This window comes from Mesoaciditoga sp., assembly GCF_054006115.1.
The window spans coordinates 48,209-69,652 of sequence record NZ_JBPNHS010000025.1 but is presented as its reverse complement, the minus strand read 5'-3'; the positions used below and the strand labels follow the sequence as shown (position 1 = coordinate 69,652).

Here is a 21,444-nt window from a genome sequence, read left to right as displayed (position 1 = left end):
ATGATATGAAAAGGATATTGTTCTGGTCAATATTAACGGCTGCAATTGTTGGAATGTTCTTCTTCATGAAAGCCGTTTTCAGCGGAAGTTTAATACTCAACCCATATCTTGTAAGCATTGGAGCATTAAGGATCAAGTGGTATGGGACAATAATAGGCTCGTCGGTTATAGTGGCGTATCTTCTGGCACGCCATCAGCTTTTAAAGGAAGGTGTCAAAGAAGACGAATTTCTGCTGGGCATGGTTTTTGTAATTCCATTTTCGGTACTTGGAGGAAGGCTTTATTACGTGGCTTTTACATGGGATTACTTTTCAAAGCACTTGAATCTGATCCTGGACACAAGGACTGGCGGAATGGCCATCCATGGTGCTTTATTCGCAACCTTTTTGATGACAGCTGTTTTTATTCTTCTCAGAAAGAAGATAAAAGGTCGATGTTCCTTTACATACCTTCAAGCTATGGATGCTTTTGCGATGGTAGTGCCTTTTGCACAAGCGATGGGGAGATGGGGCAATTTTTTCAATTATGAAGCTTACGGGGCACCAACCAATTTACCATGGAAGATGTTTGTACCCCTCCAGTACAGAATGCCTCAATACGTGAATTACAAATTCTTCACGCCGACGTTTTTGTATGAGACCGTGGCGGATTTGTTGGTTTTTTACATAGTTTACACTTTTACTCAAAAGAGAAGAACGAGATTCGGGCAAACTTTTGCGCTGTATCTGATACTTTACTCCGTTTTCAGATTCTTCAACGAATCTTTTAGACTTGATAGTCTATGGTTTTACAATTTGAGAATCGCACAAGTCGTTTCCGTCATTCTCATAGTAATTGGTGCCATTCTTTTTTCTTACACCTCAAAGAACGGAAAAAAAGTGGAAGAAGTGATAAAATCGTGAACCTTTTCATATTTGATGGAACCGCCTTGATTTACAGAGCATTTTACGCTTTACCAGAAATGAGCAACTCAAAAGGGATTCCCACCAACGCCGTCTTCGGAGTGGCAAAGATGTTGTCTAAATTTCTTCGTGAGCATGTAAACAAGGGGGATTCTGTTATTTTCGTTCTCGATTCGAAAGAAAAAACTTTCAGGCACTCTCTCTTTGATGATTATAAAGCGAATAGAAAACCAACGCCTGATGAAATGGTAAAACAGATCCCTTACGTGGAAAAATTCATAAAAGCACTTAACATACCACTTTTAAAAGGAACGGGTTACGAGGCGGACGATGTTATAGCAACCCTTGTTAAGAGGCTTTCCCAAAAATTCGATCGTATTTACGTGGTAACAGGAGACAAAGATCTCCTCCAGTTGGTAGAAGAAAAAACGAGGGTGCTTCGTTTCACATCTACTGGTGTGACAGACTTAAAAGAGTATGACGAACGTGCAGTTGTCGAAAAATACGGTTTAACCCCATCGCAGATTGGAGACTATCTAGCCTTGGTAGGTGATAAAGCGGATAATATTCCGGGAGTTAGAGGAATAGGAGACAAAGGAGCCGTTAAGCTTCTAAAAACATATGGAAGTTTGAGTGAAATATATTCCCATTTGGATGAAATTCAAAAAAGGTATTCAAATCTTTTAAAAAACGGAAGAGAGAACGCCCTTTTGTCAAAAAAGCTTGTCGAATTATCTTACAATGTTCCTTTGGAATTCAATTTAAGAAGTTACACAAAGCCAAATAAGAAAGAACTCATTGCCCTTTTTGACGAACTTGAATTTTCTTCTTTGAAGAAAGAATTTGGATTGTACGAAGATGTTGAAGCAAGGCAAAACACTTACAAAATAATTTCTTCTTTAGAAGAGCTTGAAAAAGTTTTGAAAAAAGCGGCAGAGGTTGGAAAAGTGGCTTTTGACACCGAAACCACATCTTTGAGTGCAATAGATGCCAAACTTGTTGGAATATCCATTTCATGGGGAAACGAAAGTTATTATACTCCTGTGGGCCATGAGAGGGGAAAGAATTTACCGATTGAGGGTGTTATCGAAAAAATCAAAATATTTTTTTCGACAACAGATGCAAAAGTTATAGGCCAAAATTTGAAATACGATCTGAGTGTGCTAAAAAAGTACAACGTGGAATTCAAACCGTATTTTGACACGATGATAGCCGCTTATTTGCTAAATCCAAACGAAAGGAAATTTTCGCTGGATTCTCTCGCTATGAAGTACCTTAATTACAAAACCATAACTTACGAGGATATTGCTGGAAAAAATGGAGACTTCTCAAGGGTAAACGTTGAAAAAGCGGGAAAATATTCAGCAGAAGATTCAGACGTAACTTACAGGTTGTATAAAATCTTAAGTAAAGGTCTGTACGATTACGATCTCTTTGAAGTATTCAAAAAAATAGAAATGCCACTTGTTGAAGTGCTTTCCACAATGGAATTAAACGGAGTTTACGTGGACACGCCTTCTTTGAAAGAAATTTCTGATAGATATTCCCAAAAGCTCTTCAATCTGGAAGAAAAGATTTACGCTTTAGCCGGTGGAATGCCGTTCAACATAAATTCTCCAAAACAGGTTTCTGAAATTCTTTTCCAAAGGCTTGGCTTAAGGCCAAGAAAGAGAACAAAATCGCACGCTTTTTCAACTAATGCCAAAGTACTCGAAGACATGATAAACGATCACCCGATCATTCCTCTACTTTTAGAGTATAGAAAGTACTTCAAGCTAAAATCAACTTATCTGGACGCCTTGCCAAAAATGGTAAATCCCAGAACTTCGCGTGTGCACACTTCTTTCAACCAAACGGGCACTTCAACAGGCAGACTATCAAGTAGCGAACCAAATCTTCAAAACATTCCTGCTCGCAACGAGGAAGGGCGCGAAATAAGAAAAGCCATAAAGGCTCAAAAACCTGGTTGGATTATATTGAGCGCTGATTATTCCCAAATAGAGCTAAGGGTGCTTGCACACGTAAGCGAAGATCCGGCGCTTATTGAAGCCTTTAAAAACGGAATCGATATTCACACCGCCACCGCGGCTAAGGTATTTGGCGTGAAGGAAGAAGAAGTGACTAAGGAAATGCGACAAGTTGGAAAGATGGTGAATTTTGCCGTCACATACGGAGTTAGCCCGTATGGTTTGGCAAAAAGAATTGGAATGAGTAACACAGACGCTCAAATGTTGATAGAGAATTATTTTAAGAATTATTCGAAGGTAAAAGAATATTTAGATAAAACTATGAATTTTGCCAAAGAAAATGGTTACGTTAAAACGATCTTCGGAAGAAGAAGGGATATTCCATCTGTAAGAAGCAAAAATCACAATATCGCTGAGGAAGGAAAAAGAATGGCAATAAACGCTCCCATTCAGGGAAGTGCGGCAGATATCATAAAAATTGCCATGATAAACATTCACGAAAAACTCAAGGAATTTCAAGCCATGATGATACTTCAAGTTCACGATGAGCTTGTTTTTGAACTACCACAAAAAGAATTGGAAAGCGTTCGAAGTATCGTAAAAGAAGAGATGGAAAACGTTGTGAAGTTGAAAGTTCCACTAACCGTTGATATAGAATTTGGAGAAACATGGTAGTTGCTGTAAATTCGCAAAAATCACGTCTTAAAACGTTTTCAAAAGGTGGGAAAATAGTGAAGGTTTTTTTTAAAACTTACGGTTGTCAAATGAACGTGCGGGACACGGAAATAATGAAGGGATACCTTTCAAGCGCTGGAATTGAAGTGATTAACAACATGAAAGATGCCGATATCGTGGTATTAAACACATGCGCTGTAAGGGAAAAATCGGCGAATAAAGCGTACAGTTTAATAGGAAGGTTGAAAAAACGTGGAATAAAAGTTGGCGTTACGGGTTGTGTGGCCCAAATAAACGCCAAAGAATTCAAAGCGCGTGGAGCCGAATTCGTCCTGGGAACAAGGGCACTAAATTCCATTGTTGACGCTGTCAAAGGTAAAAAAGAGATCGACATTTCAGATCACATCTTTGAAATAGATCAATCGATGTTAAAAGGAAGGAATAAAGCTCGTCACGCGTGGGTCAATATCATTTCTGGCTGCGATAAATTTTGCACTTATTGTATAGTTCCGTACACGAGGGGAAGGGAAATTTCAAGACCTATAAACGAAATTGTGAAAGAAGTGGAAGCTCTTGCAAAAGCGGGACACAATCAAATAACATTTCTCGGTCAGAATGTGGATTCTTATGGAAAGGATTTAAAAGATGGGACTTCACTTGCCAAACTTCTTGAAGAAGTACAAAAAATAAAAGAAGTTGAGAGGTTCTGGTTTTTAACTTCTTACCCTTCAGATTTGACCGACGAACTTATAGAAGTTGTAGCCTCTCATGAGCGCATATCAAGGAATTTTCACCTTCCTCCTCAGTCAGGGAGCGATAGAATCTTGAAACTTATGAACAGAAGGTACACGAGAGCCGAATATTTAGAACTCATAAACAGGATAAAGAAAGCCATACCTGAGGCTACGATAGGCGGAGACGTGATAATAGGTTTTCCAACCGAAACGGATGAAGATTTTGAAGAAACTCTTTCACTTGTAAAAGAAGTTCGATTTATCAGGCTGAACTTGGCTCCTTATTCACCACGCCCTGGAACGGTTGCTTCAAAGCTGTACAAAGACGATGTTCCAATCAACGTGAAAAAGAAAAGAATGGCAAAACTTTCCGCACTTCAACATGAGATAATGTTCGAATTGAACGAAAAATTGGTTGGAAGAGAGGTTGAAATAATAGTCGAAGGAAGAAGCAAGGGGCAATCTTATGGAAGAACAATAGATAACAGAATGGTTTTCTTTGAAGGAAAAATAGAAGACGGTGAAAAAGTGAGAGTAAAAATCGTGCGTGCAACGGCCGGACCATTGTACGGTGAACTTTCAAAGAGGGTGGTAAGAATTGCGAAATGAACTAACACCCATGATGAAACAGTACGCGGATTTAAAAGCCAAATATCCAGATAGCGTGCTACTTTTTAGGGTTGGAGACTTTTACGAAGCCTTCGGAGAAGATGCGAAGTACATTTCAAAAGCACTCAGTTTGGTTTTGACGCATAGAGGGGATCAACCAATGGCGGGAATTCCTCACCACGCTTTGAACGTTTACTTGAAAAAACTCGTTGAACAGGGAAACAAAGTGGCAATATGCGATCAACTCGAAGATCCGAAATTGGCAAAAGGTCTTGTAAAAAGAGACGTCACAAGGGTGGTAACTCCAGGCACTTTAATAGATGATGAGGCTTTAAGTGAGGAAAACAATTATCTCGCAGCAATTTACGAAAAAAGCGTTGCACTAGTTGATATCTCAACTGGTGATTTTGTAGTCGAGTCTTCTCTCGATGCAATTGAAAGATACGCGCCAAAGCACATCATTTACACCGGTAAAGATCCCGCTTCGAATTTTGACGGTATTTTTAAAGAAAGAGTGGAGGATTGGTACTTCGATCGCCATAATTCTGAAAGTGTGCTCAAAGAACAATTCAAAGTGGATGACATATCCTTCCTTGAATTGTCAAAGGAAGAGCTTATTGCCTGTGCTGCAGTTTTGAAATATTTGAAAAACACTCAAAAAAGGGCGCTTTCAAACATAAAAACTCCCATTAAATTCAGAGAAAACACACGCATGTTTCTTGATTCAGACACACTTTCAAATTTAGATATATTAACCAAAGGTCCAGGCTCGCTTTACCACCATATGAATAGATGCGTTACGAGCTTGGGACAAAGATTGTTAAAAAGGGAGCTGATAACCCCTTTGAGAAATCAAAAAGAGATAGAAAGCCGACAATCACTGGTTGAAGCACTTGTAAAAAACGAAAACTCACTCTCATCGCTCAGGCAAATTCTTGCCGTCATTCATGACGTTGAAAGAATAATGGCTCGCATAGCGTATCCTGCCGCAACTCCTTCGGATATCGCAGCTTTAAGAGAAAGTTTAGTGGGATTCGAAAAGTTGAACTTATGGGTTGAATCAAACAAAATTTTCAGTGATTTCGTCCTTGAAGATTTAAAAGAGCTGAGAGAGTTTTTAGAAGACGCGGTGAAAGAAAATCCAACAGGCGAAGTGGGTAAAGGAGGCGTAATAGCCGAAGGGTTTTCGATCGAATTGGATGAAGCCCGTTCTTTGATGAACGATGTTGATGAATACCTTCAAAGGTATCAAGAAAGTGTTAGACGAAAATTGCAAACAAAGGCAAAAGTTGGATACAGCAGTGTCTTCGGTTATTACGTGGAAATATCCAAATCTTACAAAGGAAAAATACCTCCTGAATACAAAAGAAAACAAACGTTAGTCAATTCCGAAAGGTACATAACACCGGAACTGTTGGAATTGGAAAAGAAAATGATTCACGCAAGCGAACTAGTCAAAAAACTTGAAAAAGAGCTTTTTGAGCAAGTTTGTAATGAAATCCTTAAAAAGAAAAAAGAGATATTTTCTAATTCACAAAGGGTAGCATTTATAGATATGATTGGCTCTTTCGCAAAAATGGCTCTGGATGACCTTTACACAAGGCCCCTGTTTTCCGATCATGTTGACCTTGTTGAAAGTAGGCATCCAACAGTTGAAAAGCGTGTTACGGAGTTCGTTCCAAACGATTTGAGGATGAACGATAAGCGTAGATTCGTGATTTTAACCGGGCCTAACATGTCTGGAAAATCGACTTTTATAAGACAGATAGCGCTTATTTCCATCATGGCTCAAGTTGGCTCCTTCGTTCCGGCAAAAAAAGCCGTTTTAAAGGTTTTCGATCGCATCTTCACAAGAATAGGCGCCAGAGATGATATAGCCTCAAACAGAAGCACTTTTTTGGTTGAAATGTCGGAAGTCGCCACCATTTTACATTTTGCAACAAAAGATTCACTTATAATTCTCGACGAAGTTGGACGTGGCACAAGCACCTTTGATGGTCTAAGCATAGCATGGGCCGTTTCAGAATTTTTATCACAAAAACTGAAAGCTTTTACCATTTTTGCGACCCATTACAATGAACTTTCCGAGCTTGAAAAGATGTACAATGGCGTTTTCAATCTAACGATAAAAGTGATAGAAAGCGATAACAAAGTGGTATTTCTTCATAAAGTTATAAATGGAAGCGCGGATAAAAGTTATGGAATAGAAGTTGCAAGGATAGCCGGAATTCCGGAAGAAGTTATAAAACGAGCTTATCAGGTTGCAAATGCCTTAGCCTCTACCAGCCAGATAAAGAAAAGCGTTCGTTTTCTCACCAACGCAGAAGTGGAAAAGATAAAACAAAAGTTGAAAAAGGGAGGAAAAAATCAACTAACGTTTTTTGAAGAGACGTTGAAAGAATAAAATAAACGAAAAATAGACGAGTTGGCTCGTAGCTAAAAATTGAAATGGGCACGTTAACTGAAAAGGAGGGATCTAAAAATGAAGAAAATAGCCGTTATGACGAGTGGAGGAGATTCCCCAGGAATGAACGCCGCGATACGTTCTGTAGTAAGGTACGGTGTTTCAAAAGGATTGGAAGTTTTTGGAATAATGCGTGGATACGCTGGTCTCCTTGAAGATGATGTGAAACCTCTCACATTTTCCGATGTTGGGGGAATAATGGAAAAAGGCGGGACAATACTTAGAACCGCAAGATGTGAAGAATTCAAGGTTGATAAGATAAGAAAAGAAGCTTACGAAATATTAAAAAAGCATGAAATAGAAGGTCTGATCGTTATAGGTGGTGATGGTAGTCTCAACGGAGCAACTCTCATAGCAAATGAAAGCGATGTTAAAGTTGTTGGAATTCCAGCCAGCATAGACAACGATATTCATGGCACGGACATGTGTATAGGAGTTGATACGTGCTTGAACACGGTTGTGGAAAACATTCAGAAATTGAAAGACACAGCCTCTTCTCATGAAAGGGCTTTCATAGTTGAAACCATGGGAAGAAATTGTGGATACATAGCTTTGGTAGCCGGACTTACCACCGGTTCTGAAGCGATTGTAATTCCGGAGGTAAAAATAGACTATCAGGCATTGGCGGACAAATTGCTGTCCGGAAGGAAGCGTGGTAAAGTAAACAGCATCGTTGTCGTAGCGGAAGGTGCTGCGAGCGCTTACACTGTCGCAAGGCATTTGGAAAACAAAACCGGCTACGAAACTAGGGTAACCATTCTTGGTCATATTCAACGCGGTGGATCCCCGACGGTATTTGACAGGCTGCTCGCGTCAAGATTGGGAGCCACAGCCGTTCAAAAACTTTTGGATGGAGAAAACGATATCATGGTTGGTCTTGAATCGAATGGCATCGCCTCAATGAAATTGAGCGAAGTGTTGGAAAATAAAAAAGAGCTTGACTTAAGCCTTTACGAATTGGCAAACACACTTTCGTAGAGTGGGGAGGTGAAGGCATGAGAAAAACCAAGATAGTTTGCACTATAGGTCCTTCAACTGAAAAAAGAGAGATGCTTGAAAACCTTGTAAGAAAAGGCATGAATGTTGCCCGTTTGAACATGTCTCATGGAACTCATGAAGAGAAGAAGAAACTCATAGAGATCCTAAGAGATGTGAGAAAAACCATGGGTGTTCCTCTTGCAATAATGATAGACGTTGAAGGTCCAAAAATAAGAACCGGAAGGTTGAAAAAAGACAAGATTTTGTTAGAAAAAGGAAAAGAACTTACACTTACAACGGACGAAATTGTTGGAGATGAAAGAAAAATTTCCGTTGATTACAGAGGCCTCCCTTTGGATGTAAAAAAAGGAGATAAGATTTTAATGAACGATGGTTTAATAGCCCTTGAAGTACTTTCAACAAATGAAAAAGAGATAAAAACTCTGATATTGAACTCTGGAGAGATCACTCACCATCGTGGAATAAACGTTCCGGGTGTGGATTTAAAAATCCCACCTTTTACCGAAAAGGACATGAAAGATTTGAATTTTGCGGCTCAAATGAAGCCTGAATACGTGGCACAATCTTTTGTTAGAAAAGCTGAAGACGTGCTAAAAGCAAAGAAAATCTTAAAAGAAAACGGCATGAAAGACATAAAAATAATTTCAAAGATAGAGACAAAACAAGCTCTTGAAAATTTAGAAGAAATTCTTGATGTTTCAGATGGTGCAATGGTTGCGCGTGGAGATCTCGGTGTGGAGATAAATCCTGAGGATTTACCAGTTGCCCAAAAACGGATAATCAGAGAGTGCAATAAACGCGCTATTCCTGTTATAACGGCAACACAAATGCTCGAATCTATGGTCAACAATCCTAGACCTACAAGGGCTGAAGTAACAGACGTTGCAAATGCGGTTTTAGATGGGACAGATGCGGTAATGTTGTCGGAAGAGACCGCTATGGGTAAATATCCTTTAGAAGCCGTCGAATTCATGGACAGAATTACACGAAAAGCGGAAGAGTTCTTCAACACCTCAGAGCGCAATAGACTTTTAAGTCCATTTAAATGTGAAAGCGTGAGTGACGCTATCTCCTTATCTGCTTGGCAATTGAACGTTGAACTAAAAGCCAAAGCTATAGTCGCTTCTACCAGTTCTGGCTTGACCGCCAGACACGTTTCAAGATTTAGACCATCTTCCATAATTCTTTCACCCACTCCAAACGTGCAAGTTTATCATAGACTCGCACTCATATGGGGAGTTCTTCCAGTTGTCATAGACAAAGTAGATTCCACCGATGAAATGTTGGCACGTTCAACTCAAAAATTAGTTGCAATGGGACTCGCCAAGCCTGGCGATAAAGTCGTTCTTACAGCTGGCATACCATGGGGTGTTTCTGGAACGACCAATATGATAAAAATTCAAGAAGTGGGTAACTCCGTCGAATAAAACGACGGAGTTTTTCCAATTCATGTCTTTTCAGGGAGTTAAAAAAGCAATTTTAAGCTCATGCATTGAGTACTCATCATGTGCGTCGATGCTACAAATCGTTTCAAAAAATGTTCTAGTACACCATGAAGTATATAATTGAACGATGAATATTTGTGAAAAGAAACGAAAAGAGGAACAAAAATGCTTTTCTCATTTTACGTCAACCTCGCTTCGAGTATAGCAAATGGCTTGATGCTGCTTTATTCTGTGAGGTATCATATTTATTCGAAAAAAAGCCCTAAAAACTTTTATTCCATATTCATGACCACGGTGTTTTTAATATGGAACGCCTCGGAATTTTTCAGGATTTTTGGCAAGGTTCAATTTCAACTCCTGTCATTCTCACTTTTTTCTTTTTTGATATCGATCGCCATAGCGCTCATGTTAAGCTCATTTTTAGATATCAAAAAAATGTACTGGTTGGAATTCTTTTTCCTAATTGTAGGAAGCGTCGCCTTCTTTTTCTACGCTTTCACGTCCAAAAACCTGTCAGAATTTTCCACAGTTTTTTTCACTTTGAACTCATCGGTTATGCTTTTTTGCCTTGTGTGGAAATATTTTCAAGTCAGATCCTTTAGCGTAAGAAATAAAATAATTCTCAACGCGCTTTACTATCTTGGTTTTTTCTCTTTTGAGGCTATTGTCGTATGGTCGTACTACTTTGGGCCGTTTTCGCCTTCTTATCTCATACTTACAAACTCGTTGATACTTTCCGTGTATTTGTACATGCTTATGAGCTCCATGTACGGAAATAACGTGAGCTTTTCCGCCAATTTTTTCAAAAACGCCCTTTACGGCGGGTTAGTTGCTTTCATAATATCGGTTTTCTTCACGATTGGGTATTACGTAGACTCTTACTTTGCGGGAAAGGTAGGAACGGTTCAATCTTTTTTCATAAACTTTGTATTGGTGTTTTTTCTTTTTCTCGCTTTCAACGGTTTTTTCAAGAAAATCGATATTGTCTTAGAGAAATTCACGAAAACAGGCACTTACTATTACAGGGAAAGTATGATGAATTTCATGAGGAAGGTATTGAGTATTGATAATCTCGAAGAATTATCAGTTTTGGTATCAAATTACATGCTAAAAGTCCTGAATTCATCAACTGTGGAAATTTTCTTTAAAGAGGATGATGGAACTTTTATCTCTGCCAAAAGAAAAATCGATGGAAGTTACTTTAACTCTATACCCAAATTCACAAAAGTAGTGGATCTTTACGCCATATCAAAAAAACCAAAATTCCTGAAAGGAAAAGAATTCTTAGTGTGGATAAAGAGTGTGGATAAAATAGAAGGATGCATGATTCTTGGATGCAAAAGGTTTGGAAGATACACTCCATCCGATTTGGAAGTCGTGGACATAATTTCAAACCAGATAGCTCTCTTCTTCTCGCGTTACAGAAGTATAGAAAGAGTGAGAAAAGCGGAAAGAAACCTTTTCTTGCAGGAAAAAATGGCGTCGTTAGGACGTTTGGCCTTTGGAGTGGCCCACGAAATAAGAAATCCTTTGAACGTAATCTCCACTTCTTTGCAGATAATAGACGAAGAACCTCAACAGAGCAAAAAACTGAGAAAATACATTCAGGAAGAAATTGAAAGGATAAACGGCTTGCTGGAAAATTTTCTTGATTTTGCCAGACAAAAGCCAAAAAGCGTTGAAATGGTTAACATAAATGAAATAGTCCAAAAAACGGTTCTACTTTTAAAGGAAAGCGCCTTAAAAAAAGATGTGGAAGTTATTGAAAGCGTACCTCAACAACCTATTTACGCCAAAATAGACAAAAACATGATGATGGAAGTGCTGTTAAACTTGGGTACAAATGCTTTGGATGCCGTTGGTGAAGGTGGAAAAATATGGTTTGAGTTGAAAAGAAATGGAGATTCTTTCTACGTTCACGTATCAAACAACGGAAAGCCGATTCCAGAAGAGGATAGGGAAAAGATCTTCGAGCCATTTTACACAACAAAAGCCCACGGAAGCGGCCTGGGACTTTCAATAGTTTACAACTACATTCAAAATATGGGAGGCACAGTTTACGTTGAAAGTGATGCATCAAAAACGACTTTTACGGTGCATCTTCCACTGGAGGTGAAAAATTGAACACGATCTTATTTGTGGACGATGAAGAACACATATTGGATCTTATGAAAATGCACTTTTCAAAAAAGTACAACGTACTGATTGCAAAGAATGGGATAGACGCTCTGGCACAAATGGAACATGGCGAAGTTGATTTGATCATCACAGATGTAAAAATGCCAAGGATGGACGGCATGACACTTCTAAAAAAAGTGAAGGAAAGATTTGATGTGCCGGTTATTTTGGTAACCGCATTTGGTAGCATAGAAAATGCCGTTGACGCGATAAAAATGGGAGCCTACGACTACATATCAAAGCCGGTGAATTTGAAAGACCTGGAAGTAAAGATCGAAAGGGCTTTGGAGTACTTCAGCATAAAGCGAGAAAATCTTGAACTTAAGACGCGTATTAAGAGCTTTTCAACAGCAGGCATAGTCACTGCAAATGAAAAGATGATGAAAATACTGAATAAAATACCGGAATACGCGCAAAAAGATTTGCCTGTCCTTATTCTTGGTGAAAGTGGTACCGGAAAGGAGCTGATCGCAAAAGAAATACATGCGCAAAGTCATAGGTACCTTGAACCATTCATCGCCGTCAACGTTTCAGCAATACCGGAAGATCTTTTCGAAAGTGAGTTCTTTGGATACGAAAAAGGAGCTTTTACAGGCGCAAACGGACAAAAAATTGGAAAATTCGAAGCGGCTAACCATGGAACACTTTTCTTAGATGAGATAGGAGATATGAGGCTCGATCATCAGGCAAAACTTTTAAGAGTGCTTCAAGACTCCAAAATAACAAGGTTGGGTAGTGTAAAAGAAATTCCTTTGGATTTCAGGCTCATATGTGCTACAAATAAACCTCTAAGCGAGATGATCAAAGATGGAACTTTCCGACAGGACCTATATTACAGAATAAACGTAATAAGAATTGAGATTCCACCTCTTAGAGAACGTCCCGAAGATGTGGAAGCTATAGCCAAGTATTATTTGAAGATGTATTCTGAAAAATTTTCTGAGAGGGAAAAAGTTTTATCTTCAAAAGCGTTGAACGTTTTGAAAAGTTATAGCTGGCCTGGAAATGTAAGGGAATTGGAAAACGTTATATTAAGGGCAATGATAAATTCTTCAGAAGATGAGATAAAGGTGCGTGATTTACCCGACGAAGTTATTGGAGAACAGGAATATATGGATTACCAGACATTCCTCGTAAAAAAGAAGGTCGAAAAAGAAAAGTTATACAGAGAACTCCAGAGAAAATTCGTAAAACAGTTACTCAGAAGAAGTAAAGGAAATGTGAGTAGAGCGGCAGAGTTGGCAAATATGGATAGAAGACTCCTTCAAAATATGATAAAAGAAACCAAAAATTGGCAATCTTAAATGTAGATTGCTTAACAATAATTATAAGAAAATATTTATATAAAAAATTATGAGTATTTATAGTGAATTACGAATTCATATGAATTGAAAAATGGGTATTGACATTGCCTCCTTTCATGTATATAATTGAGATGAAAAAAGATGGAGGTGACACGAATGGCAGAAAAGGAGTATGTGGTTGGAATAGATCTTGGAACAACCAATTCCGAAGTGGCAGTCGTAAAAGATGGAAAACCAGAAGTTATTCAAAACGCTGAAGGAAATAGGCTGACGCCGTCTATGGTGGCATTCACAAAAAGTGGTGAAATCTTGGTTGGAGAACCTGCAAAAAGACAGGCGATACTCAACGCAGAAAGAACCGTAAGATCGATAAAAAGACACATGGGTTCTGATTACAAAGTGAAAATAGACAACAAAGAGTACACTCCACAAGAGATAAGCGCTTTTGTATTGAGGAAACTTCGAAAAGACGCAGAAGCGGCTCTTGGAGGAAAAGTGAGAAGGGCGGTTATAACGGTTCCAGCTTACTTTGAAGATTCTCAACGTCAAGCGACAAAGGATGCTGGAAGGATAGCCGGTCTTGAAGTTATGAGAATAATAAATGAACCTACAGCGGCAGCTCTGGCTTACGGTGTTGACAAAAACAAGGAAGAAAACGTCATAGTTTGTGACCTTGGTGGCGGAACTTTTGATGTATCGTTGTTGGAAATAGGTGGAGGAATCATAGAAGTTAAAGCGACGAGTGGAAACAACCATCTTGGTGGGGATGACTTCGATCAAAGAATAATGGACTGGCTCATAGATACGTTCAAAAAAGACACAGGAATAGATCTTTCAAATGATAAGCAAGCTTTGCAGAGGTTAAAAGACGCGTCTGAAAGGGCAAAAATAGAGTTAACAACGAAGATGGAAACTCAAATAAGCTTACCCTATATAACTGCGGACGCAAATGGTCCAAAACACTTAGAAGCAACGTTGACGAGAGCAAAACTCGAAAGCCTCATTCAAGACATAGTTGAAAAGATGCGCGAGCCAATAGAAACCGTTTTAAATGATACAAAAATCTCACCAGACGATATTGCCGAAGTTTTGCTCGTCGGTGGTTCAACAAGAATGCCAATAATTCAAAGATTCTTAAAGGATATATTCCACAAAGAACCATCAAAAGCGGTTAACCCGGATGAAGCCGTTGCGATAGGGGCAGCCATAGAGGCATCTATACTCGCTGGAGAGACAAAGAGAGATGTCGTGCTCGTAGACGTAACTCCACTTTCATTGGGTGTTGAGGTAAAAGGCGGTCTATTCCATAAATTGATACCACGTAACACTACAATACCAACGAAGAAAAGTGAAATATTCACAACGGCTGAAGATGGGCAAACTGAAGTGGAAATAAACGTTTTGCAGGGAGAAAGAGAGCTGGCGGCAGATAACAAATCACTTGGAAAATTCACCCTAACAGGGATAGCGCCTGCTCCAAGAGGAGTGCCTCAAATAGAAGTGACATTTGATATAGATTCAGATGGAATAGTTCACGTTTCGGCGAAAGACAAAGCAACTGGGAAGAGTCAATCGATAGTCATAAGTGGGACTTCGAATCTCTCAGAAGATGAGATAAAGAGAATGGTAGAAGAGGCTAAGCGCTACGAAGAAGAAGACAAAAAACGCAAGCAACAGGTGGAGCTTAAAAACAACGCTGATGGTCTAGCCTATCAAGTTGAAAAACTCTTGAAAGAACAAGGAGACAAGATAGATCCATCTCTGAGAAGCGAAGTGGAGTCAATGGTCAAAGATCTAAAAGACGCGATAGAACACGATGACTATGCGAGAATGAAAGTACTCGTTGATGATCTAAATAAGAAGTCTCAAGAGATAGGTCAAAAGCTTTACCAGCAAGCTGCGTCCAACAACACAACAAGTTCGAGTTCCACAACATCAAACGACGATACGACAGACGACGGCACGGTGAACGCGGAATATCAAGGAAAATAATTTTTGAATGAAATAGATAAATTATCAGGGGGTGATTTGTATGGCGATTGAAAAGAGAAAAGAAAGAAATGAAAATGTGATGGACATTTACACTCCTTTCAAAGAAATGCAGAGAATGATTGACAGACTTTTTGAGGAATTTCCATATGAATGGCCAACTTTTTCAAGAAGCATGGATGAATTGATAGCTCCAATGGATATATTCGAAAGCGATAAGGGATACGAAATAGAGGCGGAAATTCCCGGCATGAACAAAGATGATATAGAAATCAGTGTAAATGACAATATTCTCACCATAAAAGGAGAAAAAACAGACGAGCGCAAGGAAGAAAAGAAAGGAGCAAGGATTCTCGAAAGAAGCTACGGCACTTTCGAAAGATCCTTTACGCTGCCTGACAACGCAGATCCTGAGAAGATCGAAGCAAAATACGAAAATGGAGTTTTGAAACTCGTTATACCAAAACGCCCTGAATCAAAATCTAAAAAGGTGAAGATAGAAGTTAAATGAAAGGATATAAAAGTGGTTTGAAAGGGGCTTTAAGCCCCTTTCATTTTGGAGGTGAATGATGATGTTTAACTTTGATGAATACACGGAAAAGGCATCTCAAATAATGATGGCAACACAGGATATATTGACAAGATACGGCCAGGACCAATTGAGATCTGAACATATATTGTTAGCCATTTTGGAAGATGAAGAAAACGTGGCAATAGATGTTTTGAAAGACTTAAAAGTAGACGTACCAAAATTGAAAGAAAAAACCGAAGAAGTTGTGCGTGAATACGGTGGATACAGCTCTAGTGGCGGTGCCATAAAACAAATGTACATAACACCAGATGCAAGGCACGTTTTGGAAGCGGCAAAAGCGGAAGCTTCTAGAATGGGGGACGAGAAGATAGGAACTGAGCATCTTCTTTTAGGTGCCGTAAAAACGCCGGATTCAATGGTTGCAAGGTTGCTTCAAAGATTTGGAATAGATGACGAAAAAGTTTACAATTCCGTGCTTAAAATAAGAAAAAGTGGCGCTTCAAAAGAAGGAGAAAATCTCGATGCCCTCGCGAAATTCACAACCGATCTGGTTGCGGAAGCCAGAGCCGGAAAGTTAGATCCCGTCATAGGAAGGGATAAAGAAATAGAAAGAACAATTGAAATACTTGGAAGAAAGAGAAAGAATAACCCAGTTTTAATAGGAGATCCGGGTGTGGGAAAGACGGCAATCGTTGAAGGTCTGGCCCAATTGATAGCCGATGGAAAAGTCCCAAATTACATGAGAGATAAGAAAATTCTATCTTTAGACATGGGAAGACTTTTAGCTGGAACTAAATTCAGAGGAGAATTTGAGGAAAGGTTAAAGGCTCTAATAGACGCTGTAAAAGCTTCAAATGGTGAAATAATATTGTTCATAGATGAACTTCACACAGTTGTAGGAGCTGGAAGCGTTGAAGGAAGTTTAGACGCTTCAAACATGATGAAACCCGCCTTGGCGCGAGGAGAGCTTAGGTGTATAGGAGCAACTACAGTTGAGGAATACAGAAAATACATAGAAAAAGATAAAGCCCTGGCAAGAAGATTCCAAACCGTTTACGTGAAAGAGCCATCTGAAGAGGAAAGTATAAACATCTTAAGGGGATTGAAAGAAAGATATGAAAAACACCACAATGTAAAAATAGAAGACGAAGCTTTAGTTGCGGCGGTAAAACTCTCTTCACATTACATCACGGATAGATTCTTGCCGGATAAGGCAATTGATTTAATAGACGAGGCTGCATCCAGAGTGAAATTTGAAAATTCTTTCGTTCCGGCAGAACTTGTAGAGCTTGAAAAAGAAATAAAAAATCTGGAGGAAGAGATAAACACCGCAGCTATGGACGGAGATTACGAAAGGGCTGCAATGAAAAAAGCCGAACTTGAACGAAAGAAAACCGAACTCAACGACGTAAAGAAAAAATGGGAAGAAAGAGAAAAGAACACACCCAAGGTCGTAAATGAAGACGTCATAGCCAAAGTGGTCGAAAGGTGGACACGCATTCCTGTTAGCAAGCTTTTGGAAGATGAAAGAAAGAAACTCATGGATCTTGAAAAACTAATTCATCAAAGAATAGTCGATCAAGAAGAAGCCGTTAACGTCATAGCCGCAACTATACGTCGGGCAAGAGCCGGATTAAAAGATCCAAATAGACCATTGGGATCGTTCATATTCGTTGGACCAACGGGAGTTGGAAAAACAGAATTGGCAAAAGCTCTGGCAGAAGTGCTTTTTGATAGTGAAAACGCGATGATAAGGATAGACATGTCGGAATATTCTGAAAAGCACAGTGTTTCCAGACTTATAGGAGCTCCCCCCGGCTACGTGGGATACGAAGAAGGAGGACAGTTAACTGAAGCCGTAAGAAGAAGACCTTACAGTGTGATACTTTTGGACGAAATAGAAAAAGCCCATCCGGAGATTTTCAACACCCTTCTTCAAGTCCTCGAGGATGGAAGACTAACAGATGGAAAGGGAAACACAGTCGATTTCAAAAACACAATAATAATCATGACTTCAAACGTTGGAAGCGATTACATATTGGACAAAGTTGAATCTGGAAGCAAAGCGTATGTGGATGAAATACTCATGAATCAGATAAGAAAGCATTTCAAACCAGAATTTCTTAACAGAATAGACTCAATCATAGCCTTTAAGCCTTTGAAAAAAGAGCATATGGAATTGATCGTTGACAAATTCATAAAGAAAGTAGAAGGAATGTTAGCTGAGAAAAATGTAAAAATCAAGATAACGCCTCAAGCGAGAAGTTTATTGGCCCAAAGGGGATACGATCCATCTTTGGGAGCTCGACCCTTGAGAAGATTGATAGAAAATGAAGTTGAAAACAAAATAGCCGATATGATAATTCAAGGTACCTTAAAAGATGGAGAGGAAGTTTTGGTAGACGTCAGGGATGGTAAAATAAACGTCGTGAAGATCCCGACGGAGGTGAAAGCATGAGCGAAGAAAATTCGCAACAACAAAAAGAAGATAAAGAAGCCAGCGAAAAAAATGAAGAAAAAAAGGTGTTAAATGCCAAGGAAACCGCGCTTTTTGCCTTTTCACTTTTGGAACAAAAAGCTTGGATTTCATTGGGATTGGTAAAAGATGCAGACGATGAATTTCACAAATCAAAAGATGACGCAAGATTTTTGATCGACTTGCTCGCAAGGATGATAGAATATTTGGATAAAAATGTAGACGAAAAGATTGTAGATGAATTGAAGAACCAACTTTCGACCCTTCAATTGAATTTCGTAAACCAATTTAAGAATTGAAAAAAGCCCCGAAAGGGGCTTTTTTAATTAAGACGGATTTTTCTTTTAATCTTCACCGTACAAAAAACATGCTACTTTGTGTCCTGGAGATACTTCTTTAAGTTGTGGTTTAAGTGTTTCACACTTTTTCTTCGCCAATGGGCAACGACTGTAAAAAGGGCATCCCTTTGGTGGATTTAAAAGAGAAGGAAGTTCTCCCACATCTTGTGGTATTCTTATCTTTTTTTTCGGATTAGGCACGGGAATAGATTGAAAAAGTAAGCGCGTGTAAGGGTGCAAAGGGTGTTTAAAAATTTCGTCTGTTGTAGAGATTTCTACAATGTTTCCCAAGTACATAACGGCAATTTGATCGCTTATAAATTTCACAACGGACAAATCATGAGATATAAAAAGATAGGTTAAAGAAAGTGAATTCTTCAAACTCCTTAAAAGATTCATTATCTGTGCTTGAACCGACACGTCCAAAGCGGAAGTCGGTTCATCAAGCACTATGAAATTGGGATGTGTGATTATCGCGCGTGCTACAGCAATCCTTTGGCGTTGACCTCCCGAAAACTCATGAGGATATCTTGTCATATGTTCTGGTTTTAATCCAACGCTTGCAAGTGTTTTCATGATCAATTCTTTTTCTTCATTTTTGTCTTTTGTGATCTTGAATATGCGCAATGGCCTTTTAAGCGTATCGTATATCGTCATTCTTGGATTTAACGAAGAATAAGGATCTTGAAAGATGATTTGAACGTTCCTTCTAAACGGCTTAAATTCATTTTCCTTCATGTGAGTTACATCTTTTCCTTCTATAACTATTTTTCCATCTGAAGGTTCTGTAAGTTTAACTATCATCCTCCCAGTTGTGGTTTTTCCACATCCAGATTCTCCAACCAGCCCAAGCGTTTTACCTTTGTTTATTTCAAAGGACACATTGTCAACCGCCGTTATTTCCGCTTTTTTTCCAGTTGCTCCTTTAAGGACTTTGAATTTTTTTGTAAGATTCTTAACTTCTACAAACATAATTTCAACCCCCATACGGATTAAAACAAGCCAATCTGTGCCCGGGATCATCTTTTATCTCTTCAAGCGTTGGTATTTCAGCATCACACTTACCTTTTATTGCTCTCTCACATCTTGGATGAAAACGGCATCCCTGCGGTGGATATATGAGATTTGGTACAACACCGGGTATAACGTTTAGCTTTTCCGCTTCTCCTTCCAGGGGTGGTATTGCTTTGAGTAAGCCTTTTGTGTAAGGATGCATTCCTCTTTCAAAAATCTGTTCTGCGCTCCCATATTCCACTATGTTGCCAGCGTACATTACGGCTATACTGTCACAATTTTGAGCAACCACTCCCAAATCATGTGTGATAAGTAAAACACTCATGTTATATTCTTCTTGCATTCTCTTCAAAAGTTTTAAAATTTGGGCTTGTACGGTAACGTCTAACGCCGTTGTTGGCTCATCGGCTATTAAAAGCGAGGGCTCGCATGAAAGAGCCATGGCTATCATAACCCGTTGCCTCATACCTCCTGAAAGCTCATGAGGATATTTCTTCAATACAAGCTTCGGATCAGGCATCTTAACTTTTTCAAGTGCTTCTATGCTTTTCAATCTGGCATCTTTTTTGGAAAATCCATGCGCTTTGAGAATATCAATCATCTGTTCTTCAATGGTAAAAACCGGATTTAAGGACGTCATAGGTTCTTGAAAGATCATGGCAATTTCATTTCCCCTTATTTTTCTCATTTCATCTTTTTTCAACTTTAAAAGATCTTTTCCTTTAAAGATGATTTCTCCTCCTAAAATTCTTCCTGGAGGCTGAGGAATTAATCCCATCACGGCATAAGCGGACACGGACTTTCCGGAACCGGTTTCTCCAACTACTCCAAGTGTTTCATTTTTTCTAAGATCGTAGCTCACATTTTCTATAGCTTTAACTTCTCCTTCTTCCGTATCAAAATGCACCTTCAGATTTTTGACGGAAAGTATGATTTCATCGCTCAATACGCATCACCTATCTTTCAATTTTGGATTCAAAGCGTCGTTTAAACCGTCTCCGAAATAGTTGAATCCCATCGTAACCAAGAAAACAGCAAGCCCTGGAAATATGCCAAGATACGGTGCAACCTGGATGTAAGTCATGGCTAAGCTCAAATCAGATCCCCACTCTGGCGTAGGAGGTTGAACGCCAAGACCTAAGAATCCCAAACCAGCTATGCTCAAAATTGCTGTGGCCATTCTTAATGTGGCTTGAATTATTATTGGTGCAATAGAATTTGGTAAAATGTACCTCATCAGAATGGACCATTTTCCTTCTCCTATCGAACGAGCCGCTTCGACGTATTCATTTGCCTTTACTGAAACGACTGTTCCCCTTGAAACGCGGGCAAATTGAGGAATGGAATAAACGGCTATCGCTATGGCAATGTTAACCATACCGGGCCCTAAAATGGCAATTATCGCTATCGCCAAAAGGATGGTTGGAAATGCCAAAAAGACATCGAACGTTCTCATTATTATCTCGTCCAATGCGCCTCCAAAGTAGCCGGCGATCGCTCCCAAGATCGTTCCTATGATAACGGACACCAAGACCGCAACGAATGATATTCCCAATGAAATTCTGGCACCGTATATAACCCTGCTTAACACATCCCTGCCGTATATATCCGTTCCAAAAGGGTGGGCCCACGTTGGCCCTTGCAAACTCACCGTGTAATCTTGAGCGGTTGGACTGTAAGGAGAAATCCATGGGGCAAATATTGCTATACCCACAAAGGCCAAAACGATGTAAGTTCCAAATAAAGCCATCTTATTCTTTCTTATTCTTCTCATAATGGTGAAAAACGATTCTGCCCTTCTTGTCTTTTCCATATTTT

General features: G+C 39.3%; 15 protein-coding genes. 12 read left to right on the top strand and 3 right to left on the bottom strand.

Annotated elements, in window-relative coordinates:
* Positions 1-5 precede the first annotated feature (5 nt).
* From lgt to ACXJIN_RS05240, 12 genes are all read left to right on the top strand, one after another.
* A complete protein-coding gene (gene lgt, locus ACXJIN_RS05295) occupies positions 6-902 on the top strand; it encodes a prolipoprotein diacylglyceryl transferase (protein ID WP_456400102.1) in 897 nt (298 codons plus the stop codon).
* Positions 896-3,544 carry a DNA polymerase I gene (gene polA, locus ACXJIN_RS05290; RefSeq protein ID WP_456400240.1) on the top strand — a complete coding sequence of 883 codons (2,649 nt, stop codon included), beginning with the start codon at positions 896-898 and terminating at the stop codon, positions 3,542-3,544. Before lgt ends, polA begins: the two co-directional genes overlap by 7 nt.
* Positions 3,545-3,600: 56 nt before the next feature.
* On the top strand, positions 3,601-4,887 hold the full coding sequence (miaB, locus tag ACXJIN_RS05285) for a tRNA (N6-isopentenyl adenosine(37)-C2)-methylthiotransferase MiaB (RefSeq protein ID WP_456400100.1): 1,287 nt from the start codon (positions 3,601-3,603) through the stop codon (positions 4,885-4,887).
* Positions 4,877-7,291 carry a DNA mismatch repair protein MutS gene (mutS, locus tag ACXJIN_RS05280; RefSeq protein WP_456400098.1) on the top strand — a complete coding sequence of 805 codons (2,415 nt, stop codon included), beginning with the start codon at positions 4,877-4,879 and terminating at the stop codon, positions 7,289-7,291. Before miaB ends, mutS begins: the two co-directional genes overlap by 11 nt.
* 78 nt (positions 7,292-7,369) lie before the next feature.
* Entirely contained in the window at positions 7,370-8,329 is a 960-nt protein-coding gene (gene pfkA / locus ACXJIN_RS05275; RefSeq protein ID WP_456400096.1) for a 6-phosphofructokinase, read from the top strand.
* Between the two features lie 17 nt (positions 8,330-8,346).
* Positions 8,347-9,777, top strand: a complete 1,431-nt coding sequence (gene pyk, locus ACXJIN_RS05270; protein WP_456400094.1) for a pyruvate kinase — start codon at positions 8,347-8,349, stop codon at positions 9,775-9,777.
* A 183-nt stretch (positions 9,778-9,960) separates the two neighbouring features.
* Complete coding sequence (locus tag ACXJIN_RS05265) at positions 9,961-11,919, top strand: two-component system sensor histidine kinase NtrB (RefSeq protein ID WP_456400092.1); 1,959 nt, start codon at positions 9,961-9,963, stop codon at positions 11,917-11,919.
* Positions 11,916-13,277, top strand: coding sequence for a sigma-54-dependent transcriptional regulator (locus ACXJIN_RS05260; RefSeq protein WP_456400090.1), 1,362 nt, complete (start codon positions 11,916-11,918; stop codon positions 13,275-13,277). Before ACXJIN_RS05265 ends, ACXJIN_RS05260 begins: the two co-directional genes overlap by 4 nt.
* Before the next feature lie 156 nt (positions 13,278-13,433).
* On the top strand, positions 13,434-15,269 hold the full coding sequence (dnaK, locus tag ACXJIN_RS05255; RefSeq protein ID WP_456400088.1) for a molecular chaperone DnaK: 1,836 nt from the start codon (positions 13,434-13,436) through the stop codon (positions 15,267-15,269).
* Between the two features lie 40 nt (positions 15,270-15,309).
* Positions 15,310-15,777 carry an Hsp20/alpha crystallin family protein gene (locus tag ACXJIN_RS05250; RefSeq protein ID WP_456400086.1) on the top strand — a complete coding sequence of 156 codons (468 nt, stop codon included), beginning with the start codon at positions 15,310-15,312 and terminating at the stop codon, positions 15,775-15,777.
* A 61-nt stretch (positions 15,778-15,838) separates the two neighbouring features.
* The gene (locus ACXJIN_RS05245; protein ID WP_456400239.1) at positions 15,839-18,256 is read left to right on the top strand and encodes an ATP-dependent Clp protease ATP-binding subunit; all 2,418 of its coding nucleotides are present in this window, start codon (positions 15,839-15,841) and stop codon (positions 18,254-18,256) included.
* Positions 18,253-18,573 (top strand): DUF1844 domain-containing protein, encoded by a 321-nt coding sequence (locus ACXJIN_RS05240; RefSeq protein WP_456400084.1) that lies wholly within the window; start codon positions 18,253-18,255, stop codon positions 18,571-18,573. The genes ACXJIN_RS05245 and ACXJIN_RS05240 overlap by 4 nt, the downstream gene beginning before the upstream one ends.
* A gap of 45 nt (positions 18,574-18,618) precedes the next feature.
* Here ACXJIN_RS05240 and ACXJIN_RS05235 read toward each other — a convergent pair whose 3' ends face one another.
* The 3 genes from ACXJIN_RS05235 to ACXJIN_RS05225 are packed head-to-tail and all read right to left on the bottom strand — an operon-like array spanning position 18,619 to position 21,439.
* Entirely contained in the window at positions 18,619-19,584 is a 966-nt protein-coding gene (locus ACXJIN_RS05235) for an ABC transporter ATP-binding protein (RefSeq protein ID WP_456400082.1), read from the bottom strand.
* A 4-nt stretch (positions 19,585-19,588) separates the two neighbouring features.
* Positions 19,589-20,572 (bottom strand): ABC transporter ATP-binding protein, encoded by a 984-nt coding sequence (locus ACXJIN_RS05230; RefSeq protein ID WP_456400080.1) that lies wholly within the window; start codon positions 20,570-20,572, stop codon positions 19,589-19,591.
* A 6-nt stretch (positions 20,573-20,578) separates the two neighbouring features.
* Positions 20,579-21,439, bottom strand: coding sequence for an ABC transporter permease (locus tag ACXJIN_RS05225; RefSeq protein ID WP_456400078.1), 861 nt, complete (start codon positions 21,437-21,439; stop codon positions 20,579-20,581).
* Between the last annotated feature and the right edge of the window lie 5 nt (positions 21,440-21,444).